Raw genomic sequence first — 8,197 nt, forward strand, 5'->3', positions numbered from 1 at the left:
TGTCGTTGGGTGGGGGCGGGTTTACGAGATTGTTGGTTTTAGGCAATTATTCTTCGTGAAACCCGCCCCTACAGGCTGTTAAAAATGGTGCAAGATGTGGTAGGGACACAGGACTGCTGTGTCCTCTGTGTCCTCATCTTTATCAGTTATCCTTGGATAGCAACACAGGTAGAAAGCATTTTCGCCACCCCAATAATTGGCAACTGATTGAGAATTTCGGCTGCAAAAGCATCGATTAGCAAATAGCGACTTCTTTCTAAATCCAAACCGCGACTTTGCAAGTAGAAAAGTTCATCATCTTCTAATTGACTGACTGTTGCACCGTGGGAACATTTAACGTTGTCGGCGACAATTTCCAACTGCGGTTTGGTATCTACGCGGGCTCTCGGCGACAGCAACAAATTCCGGCTCAACTGTCCAGCATCTGTCAATTGTGCTGCTTTGCGAACGAAAACTTTGCCGTTAAATACAGCGCGAGCTTTGTTACCGATAATGCACTTATGCAATTGGCGGCTTGTCCCGTGGGGGTGATTGAAATCTATTAAACTGTGAGTGTCGGCTAACTGTTCGCCAAAGGCTACCGTTAAGCCGTTTAAAGTTGTTTCAGTGGCTTCGCCGCGCTGAAATACTTCTAAATTGTGCCGCGATATTTTGCCGCCCAAGCTGATAGCATGGCAAGTGTAACTGCTATTACGAGATTGCTCGATCGCACTTTTGCCGATATGAACAACCTCTCCACCTTCCCGCTGCAGCCGAACGTGATTCACAGTGGCGTTTTCGCCGACAACAACATCCGTTACAGCATTCGTAAATGCAGCGACATTACCTATAGTTGCGTAATCCTCAATCAGTGTCACTTTGCTTCCAGGCTCAGCTATAACTAAGCAGTGCGGCTGGGACATCGTGGGAGATGCACCGGGCGCTGTCAGGAACAGCAAGTGAATCGGAAGGTCGATCGATATATTGGCCGGCACGAAAACCACCGCAGAATCGGCTAAACCCGCCATATTCAGCGCGGTAAATACCTCTGTTTGCTGTTTGTGCTTGCTCAAAACATCGCTGATGCGCCCTTGATATTTTTCGGGTACATTAGATAAATTACCTGCGTAAAAGTCGATCCTCTTCGAGGGCTCCGCTAACGGCAAATTCGGAAAAACCGACGACTCCACCGTTGACAAATCCGGCGCATAAAAACCGTTGACAAATACCAATCTTAATGGTAAATCATCCCGATTTTTCACAGGCATAATGATATCAGCCAGCTTAACTTTTGACTGATTGCTCTGGGGTATATGAAAAGGAATTTGCAACACCGGCGACAAATCAGTAAAGCGCCATTCTTCATCCTTCACCGTCGGAAAACTCGAAGAAAGCACGTATTCCGTCGCCGCCTCCCGCAAATCCTGCAACCCGTAAGCAGAACTTTCGTTATTAGCTGCGCCCAACTTGCCGCACTGATTCACCAAATCAGTCAAAAACATTTCCCTACTAACAACTTGCGTATTCATCATCGCGCGCCTACTCCTGCTGCTTCCTCTTCCACAACCCAGTCATAACCGCGCTCTTCCAATTCCAGCGCCAACTCTTTCGGGCCAGTCAAGATAATTCTGCCAGCTTCCATGACGTGAATAAAATCAGGAATAATGTAATTCAGCAACCGCTGATAGTGAGTAATCACCAACATCGAATTTTCAGCAGTTGACAACTGATTCACACCGCCGGCGACAATCTTGAGAGCATCGATATCCAAACCCGAATCAGTCTCATCCAAAATAGCTAATTTCGGTTCCAACAGCGCCATTTGCAAAATTTCATTCCGCTTTTTCTCGCCGCCGGAAAAACCCTCATTTACGCTGCGGCCTAAAAAAGAATCATTCATCTTGACAATATCCAGCTTGTCCTCGATTAAATCTTGGAAATCAAAAGCATCCAATTCTTCCAAGCCGCGATGTTTGCGGTGAGAATTGTAAGCCACGCGCAAGAAATCCAGATTACTAACGCCGGGAATTTCTAAAGGATATTGGAAAGCTAGGAACACGCCAGCTAAAGAGCGTTCTTCAGGCGCTAATTCCAGCAAATTTTGACCCAGAAAAGTAACTTCTCCGCCCGTTACTGTATAAGCAGGATGGCCCGCTAATATTTTGGATAAAGTGCTTTTTCCCGAACCGTTCGGGCCCATAATCGCGTGAATTTCACCCGATTTAATTTCCAGATTCAAACCCTTCAGGATTTGGGTATCTTCCACATTCGCAGTTAAATCGCGGACGGATAGCACCACTTGACTATTTTCAACAATCATCTATTTTTGTCCTTTTCCTCAATGCACTTTACAGTTTTTTCTTCTCGTTCCTAGGCTCTACCCATTGGTGACAATTTAACGTTAAACCGATAGTCCGCCAGGGAATGAATTCCCTGTCTCAAAGCTAAAGTCCTCTGAAGAGGACTGAGAAGAAAATTTTTAAACTCATTAGTCCTGTTTAGAGGAGTTTAGCTATTAGCCAAGGAATTCATTTCCTGGCGGACTGGGACCTTAAGTTGTCACCGATGGACTCGGCCTGGAAGGGTTTATTGCCAGCGAAAATTACCCGACACTTCCTTCCAGCTTCAGACTCAACAGCTTATCAGCTTCCGCCGCAAATTCCATCGGTAACTGATTGAAAACATCTTTACAGAAACCGCTAATCATCATCGAAATAGCATTTTCTGCGGAAATTCCCCGCTGTGCGAAGAAGAACAATTGCTCTTCGCCAATCTTAGAAGTAGAAGCTTCGTGTTCCACTTTAGCAGTGTGGTTCTGCACTTGAATATAAGGGAAAGTATTCGCTTGAGCGTTGTCGCCAATCAGCATGGAATCGCACTGAGAGTAATTGCGAGAGCCTTTAGCATTCGGCCCCATTTTCACCAAGCCGCGATAGCTGTTGGATGAATTTCCGGCAGAAATTCCCTTAGAAATAATCGTGCTACGAGTATTTTTACCAACGTGAATCATTTTGGTGCCGGTATCAGCTTGCTGCTTGTTATTTGTCAGCGCTACCGAGTAGAATTCGCCTACCGAGTTGTCGCCGACTAACACGCAACTGGGATATTTCCAAGTAATCGCGGAACCGGTTTCTACTTGTGTCCAAGAAATCTTAGAATTGACTCCTTGACACAAACCCCGTTTCGTCACGAAGTTGTAAATGCCACCTTTGCCGTTGGCGTCGCCAGCGTACCAGTTTTGCACTGTGGAGTATTTGATGTCGGCATTGTCCATTGTTACCAATTCCACTACGGCGGCGTGCAGTTGATTGGTGTCAAACATCGGCGCGGTGCAGCCTTCTAGGTAAGAAACAGAACTGTTTTCTTCTGCAACAATTAGTGTGCGCTCGAACTGGCCGGAATCTCCGTTATTGATACGGAAATAGGTTGACAGTTCCATCGGGCATTTTACGCCTTTGGGAATGTAAACAAAGGAACCGTCGCTGAATACGGCGGAGTTGAGGGCTGCGAAAAAGTTGTCGCCGACTGGTACGACGCTGCCGAGATATTTTTCTATTAGTTCGGGATAATCTTTGACGGCTTCTGAGATGGAACAGAAAATAACACCATCTTTGGCTAACTTTTCTCTAAATGTTGTGGCAATTGAAACGCTGTCGAAAACGGCATCGACGGCAACATTTCCGAGCCGTTTTTGTTCGGAGAGGGGAATGCCGAGTTTCTCGAAGGTTTCGAGCAGTGTCGGGTCTACTTCGTCCAAACTGTTGAGCTTTTTGGGCTTTTGTTTGGGCGCGGAATAGTAGATAATTTGTTGGTAGTCGATCGCGGGATAGTTGACGTGCGGCCAGGTGGGCTCGGTCATTGTCAGCCACTTGCGGTATGCTTTGAGGCGGAATTGCAGCATGAATTCCGGTTCGTTTTTCTTGGAGGAAATCAGGCGGACTACATCTTCGCTTAAGCCGCGGGGGATGGTGTCAGATTCGATGTCGGTGACGAAACCGTATTTATAGGGCTGGTTGACTAGGGTTGTGACTGTAGAGCTCATTAATTTTGCGCTTTCGAGTGTTCTGGATATGTCTCTCAAAGATGGCAGACGTGGAACTGTCGGGGGCCCGGCGAGTTCTGGGGGCTGCAAGGGGAAGTTAAACAACGGGTTTGTTGCTTTAGTATATTTTAAGCTACATTAACAACAGTGATATTGTCAAAGTCAAATTAATAATTTTTTGTGAAGATGATGGAGACTACTCAGCAGACTTCCACGAAACAAGACATCCTGCAATATTTGCTCAAGGGGGGGCAGGGGACGGCTCTTGAGTTGGCGGAGTCTTTGGATATCAGTCCGCAGGCGATTCGCCGTCACTTGAAGGATTTGGAAGCGGAGGGGCTGATTCAGTATCAGTCGGTTCAGGCTGGGATGGGGCGGCCGCAGCACATTTATGAGCTTACCAGTCAGGGGCGCGATCAATTCCCGAATCGTTACGGCGATTTTGCTGTCTCTTTCCTGGATACGTTGGCGGAAACCGTCGGCCGCGAGCAAGTGATTACTATCTTGCGAAAACAGTGGCAGCGCAAGGCGACGGAGTATCGCAGGCTGATGGGTGCGGGTTCGCTGCAAGAGAGGGTGACTAAGTTAATGGAACTCCGCAGGGCTGAAGGTTATATGGCTGAGTGTTATCCTGTAGAATCTGTAGAGATTGGGATTTGCGATCGCGCTGGTTTGGGCGATCGATTTGTGTTGATGGAACACAACTGCGCGATTTCTCATGTTGCTGAAACTTTTCCGAGTGTCTGCGGTAATGAGTTGGAAATGTTTGCGGCGGTTTTGCCGGATTGTATTGTGGAGCGGACTCACTGGATTATTGATGGGGAACACCGCTGCGGTTATTTGATTGCAAGAAGGAAGGAAGAAGGAAGAAGGAAGAAGGAAGAAGGATGAGAATTTCAAATTCCCAATTACCAATCCTAAATTTCAATTACTAATTACCAATTACCAATTTTTAATATATGGAACCGCTAGCAGATTTTTTAAAGCCGGAAGAGTGTGCCGAAGTTGATATGGCGCTGCTGTCGTCGAAGGAAAAGTTTTCGGCGCGGGTGGCAATTTATGCTTTGAGGGTGCTCAAGCAAATTGCTGGGGAGACTGGGAAGTCGGTGGCTGAGGTGACTAATGGGCAGGTGATGGATTGGATAAAAAATGATGAGAGTATTAAAGGGTCGATCGAACTTGATGCTAGTTTTGAAAACTTTTTTACAAATTTGGTGGTGGCGTCCTTGCGGCCTTTGAGGCAAATTGCGACAGAAGCCGAGATCCCGATCGAACAATTAACAGTTAAGCAGGTCGTGGCGTGGTTTGTGAAGGACGGGAAGATTCGCAGAGAGCAGGGTGTCGAGGCGGCGTTTTTGGATTTGTGAGTTAAAGGTCGATCGGCCCCACTGGCAAATAATACGTCAAACTCGGTTATTGGGGGCGGTTTCGGGCGATCGAAAAAAACTTTTGACAAAGGGGTTGACAGACAAAGGAAAACTTGATAAGGTAATTAAGTCGAGCGAAAGAAATGCAGCGCATCAAACTTAGCTCAAGCTTAATGCAGACACAGGATAAAAAGTTTTCAAAGCTTTCCTGGTGCTTATGATGTAATGGAACCACTCCGATCCATCCCGAACTCGGTTGTTAAACGTTGCTATGGCGAAGATACTCGGCGGGTCACTGCCCGGTAAAATAGCTCAGTGCCAGGTTAATAATAAATTAAAGCTCTTTTCCCGCAACAACGGAAAAGGGCTTTAATTTTTTGGTGAATTATTAGGCATCTACACAACAGCAAGTCTTGGGCCATTTGTAGAAATCTCAATATTCTGGGTCAGCAGATTTTGGGTCGATCGAACTTGATGCGAGTTGTGAAAACTTTTTTACGAATTTGGTAATTGCGTCTTTGCGGCATGAGAGGCAAATTGCGGCAGAAGCTCGGCTATGGGGGGCTGTTTCGGGCGTCGAAAAAAACTTTTGACCAAGGGGTTGACAGACAGGGGAAAACTTGATAAGGTAATTAAGTCGAGCAAAAGAGATGCAGCGCATCAAGCTTAATGCAGACACAGGATAAAAAGTTTTCAAAGCTTTCCTGGTGCTTATGATGTAATGGAACCACTCCGATCCATCCCGAACTCGGTTGTTAAACGTTGCTATGGCGAAGATACTCGGCGGGTCACTGCCCGGTAAAATAGCTCAGTGCCAGGTTAATAATAAATTAAAGCTCTTTTCCCACAACAACGGAAAAGGGCTTTAGTTTTTTGGGGAGTTATTAGGCATCTACACAACAGCAAGTCTTGGGCCATTTGTAGAAATCTCAATATTCTTCGCCAGCAGCAGATTTGTGGTCGATCGAACTTGATGCGAGTTTTGAAAACTTTTTGACGAATTTGGTGGTGGCGTCTTTGCGGCCGTTGAGGCAAATGGCGGCAGAAGCCGAAAGGGCGATCGAACAATTAACAGTTAAGCAGGTCGTGGCGTGGTTTGAGAAGGACGGGAAGATTCGCAGAGAACAGGGAACCGAGGCGGCGTTTTTGGATTTGTGAGTTAAAGGTCGATCGGTCCATCTGGCAAATAATACGTCAAACTCGGCTATTGGGGGCTGTTTCGGGCGATCGAAAAAAACTTTTGACAAAGGGGTTGACAGACAAAGGAAAACTTGATACATTAATTAAGTCGAGCGAAAGAGATGCAGCGCATCAAGCTTAGAATTAAGCTAAACGCAGACACAGGATTAAAAGTTTTCAAAGCTTTCCTGGTGCTTATGATGTAATGGAACCACTCCGATCCATCCCGAACTCGGTTGTTAAACGTTGCTATGGCGAAGATACTCGGCGGGTCACTGCCCGGTAAAATAGCTCAGTGCCAGGTTAATAATAAATTAAAGCTCTTTTCCCGCAACAACGGAAAAGGGCTTTAGTTTTTTCACATAATATTTTCACATAATATTTTTACCCCGTCTGCTCCAACGCCCTGCTAAAATGCGCTTTGGCGGCAATTTCACAACTTTTCTGCCACTTTCAGCTTGTTTCTTCTGCAAGTCTGCAAATATTGCGTCCAAGTCATAATTGAAAGACTTGGCATACTCTTCACGAATTTTTTGAATTTATTCTACGATTTCATCTGTCAGCATAAATTAATTTCCTAGTAATTCATAAGGCGTACAAAGGATCGGTAATTCGTATCCGAAATGAAAACTGATTTCTGCAAGTTTTCCCTGGATTTGAGCGTTTGCGATATGCTTACAGTTCCAGGTTAACAGGTAATCCAAGCCGTGAACGGTTGCTGCTGCAATGTGAATTGCATCGATAATACCTTCCCCTACCGAGGGATGAGGCAGCCTAAAGATCATGGTCAGCGGCTGTCGTATTTTTGGCAACATCACCAGCCGATCGCAGTAGTCCGCTGCACCACAGTTGTTAGCTTGCACTCAATACTTGTTTGCTAACACGAGATAGCTACCATACACAGCCATAAGTGGGAAATACCAACCCAAATACCGTGATACTTTGCCTGAGCCATAAATTTTAACTCCTGAGTACCCGTGCGTTTGTAGCCTAAAGCGTAAAACTTTCGGAAAATGCTGGGTCAGATGACTGATACCATAAACCGATGCTCCACTAATTTTACTTTTGATGTAATTAGGATTTGGAGTCGTAAGCAGTAGTCTTCCACCAATCTTTAAAACTCTTTGAAACTCGCATAATGTTTTGTCTACGTCAGCAGGGTACAGGTGTTCAAGGAACTCACCAGCGACAATAACATCAACAACTTGATCCTCAATAGGTATATCTGTTGATAGACCATATACTTTTTGCGAATAGCATTCGGGAAGAGCATCCAATCTTTCCTGTACACAGTCAAGTCCCAATAGCGTAAGGTTTGGGTTTAGCTCTTTGAGGCGTAATCCACCTCTACCAGTGTTGCACCCTACATCAAGGACTTTTATGGCTTCTTTCGGGAATAATTTGAAAAACTGCTCATATCTTTCAAGGGTGAAAGGATCGTGTTCAGAAAAATCTTGTTGGACATTCTGAACTTCATACTTCTCGTGCCGATTGACCATGTTTTATTTCTCCAAAATGAACATAAAAACTACCTTGGTTCCCGAAATAGATATATACAGCACTTCCGGATGTTATGAGGTACAGTAGCAGCAATTAGTAAACCAGTTTTTGAGATGTTTCGGATTAATTA

At 45.4% G+C, this 8,197-nt stretch carries 7 protein-coding genes, 3 rRNA genes and 1 pseudogene; 6 read left to right on the forward strand and 5 right to left on the reverse strand.

From position 1 onward, the window contains the following. Positions 1–146 precede the first annotated feature (146 nt). The 3 genes from sufD to sufB all read right to left on the reverse strand — a co-directional run bounded on the left by sufD (position 147) and on the right by sufB (position 4,021). The gene (sufD, locus tag QUB08_RS04385; RefSeq protein WP_333223625.1) at positions 147–1,511 is read right to left on the reverse strand and encodes a Fe-S cluster assembly protein SufD; all 1,365 of its coding nucleotides are present in this window, start codon (positions 1,509–1,511) and stop codon (positions 147–149) included. Continuing rightward, complete coding sequence (sufC, locus tag QUB08_RS04390) at positions 1,508–2,299, reverse strand: Fe-S cluster assembly ATPase SufC (RefSeq protein ID WP_333036165.1); 792 nt, start codon at positions 2,297–2,299, stop codon at positions 1,508–1,510. Before sufC ends, sufD begins: the two co-directional genes overlap by 4 nt. Before the next feature lie 282 nt (positions 2,300–2,581). Beyond that, entirely contained in the window at positions 2,582–4,021 is a 1,440-nt protein-coding gene (gene sufB, locus QUB08_RS04395; protein WP_333223626.1) for a Fe-S cluster assembly protein SufB, read from the reverse strand. A gap of 186 nt (positions 4,022–4,207) precedes the next feature. Between sufB and sufR the strand changes: the two genes are divergently transcribed. The 6 genes from sufR (at position 4,208) to rrf (QUB08_RS04425) (ending at position 6,871) form a co-directional block, all read left to right on the forward strand. Continuing rightward, complete coding sequence (gene sufR, locus QUB08_RS04400; RefSeq protein WP_333223627.1) at positions 4,208–4,912, forward strand: iron-sulfur cluster biosynthesis transcriptional regulator SufR; 705 nt, start codon at positions 4,208–4,210, stop codon at positions 4,910–4,912. 68 nt (positions 4,913–4,980) lie between these two features. Next, positions 4,981–5,388, forward strand: coding sequence for a hypothetical protein (locus QUB08_RS04405; protein ID WP_333223628.1), 408 nt, complete (start codon positions 4,981–4,983; stop codon positions 5,386–5,388). A gap of 207 nt (positions 5,389–5,595) precedes the next feature. Beyond that, positions 5,596–5,712: ribosomal RNA gene (gene rrf, locus QUB08_RS04410) — 5S ribosomal RNA — on the forward strand. A 379-nt stretch (positions 5,713–6,091) separates the two neighbouring features. Further along, positions 6,092–6,208, forward strand: a 5S ribosomal RNA gene (rrf, locus tag QUB08_RS04415). A 134-nt stretch (positions 6,209–6,342) separates the two neighbouring features. Further along, positions 6,343–6,546, forward strand: a complete 204-nt coding sequence (locus QUB08_RS04420) for a hypothetical protein (protein ID WP_333223629.1) — start codon at positions 6,343–6,345, stop codon at positions 6,544–6,546. Positions 6,547–6,754: 208 nt separating this feature from the next. Continuing rightward, positions 6,755–6,871, forward strand: a 5S ribosomal RNA gene (gene rrf, locus QUB08_RS04425). A 265-nt stretch (positions 6,872–7,136) separates the two neighbouring features. Here rrf (QUB08_RS04425) and QUB08_RS04430 read toward each other — a convergent pair. After that, a pseudogene (locus QUB08_RS04430) lies at positions 7,137–7,310 on the reverse strand (type II toxin-antitoxin system VapC family toxin); the annotation flags it as partial. A gap of 120 nt (positions 7,311–7,430) precedes the next feature. Beyond that, positions 7,431–8,066: a class I SAM-dependent methyltransferase gene (locus QUB08_RS04435; protein ID WP_333153709.1), complete on the reverse strand. Its 636-nt coding sequence runs from the start codon at positions 8,064–8,066 to the stop codon at positions 7,431–7,433. Positions 8,067–8,197: the final 131 nt, after the last annotated feature.

It is taken from the genome of Microcoleus sp. BR0-C5, from assembly GCF_036705045.1.
GTDB lineage: Bacteria > Cyanobacteriota > Cyanobacteriia > Cyanobacteriales > Microcoleaceae > Microcoleus.

What these genes read in the sequence shown, in the direction of transcription:
- sufR (WP_333223627.1), top strand. Translation starts at nt 4,208, where the DNA reads ATGATGGAGACTACTCAGCAGACTTCCACGAAACAAGACATCCTGCAA.
- sufC (WP_333036165.1), bottom strand. Translation starts at nt 2,299, where the DNA reads ATGATTGTTGAAAATAGTCAAGTGGTGCTATCCGTCCGCGATTTAACT.
- sufB (WP_333223626.1), bottom strand. Translation starts at nt 4,021, where the DNA reads ATGAGCTCTACAGTCACAACCCTAGTCAACCAGCCCTATAAATACGGT.
- QUB08_RS04405 (WP_333223628.1), top strand. Translation starts at nt 4,981, where the DNA reads ATGGAACCGCTAGCAGATTTTTTAAAGCCGGAAGAGTGTGCCGAAGTT.
- sufD (WP_333223625.1), bottom strand. Translation starts at nt 1,511, where the DNA reads ATGATGAATACGCAAGTTGTTAGTAGGGAAATGTTTTTGACTGATTTG.
- QUB08_RS04435 (WP_333153709.1), bottom strand. Translation starts at nt 8,066, where the DNA reads ATGGTCAATCGGCACGAGAAGTATGAAGTTCAGAATGTCCAACAAGAT.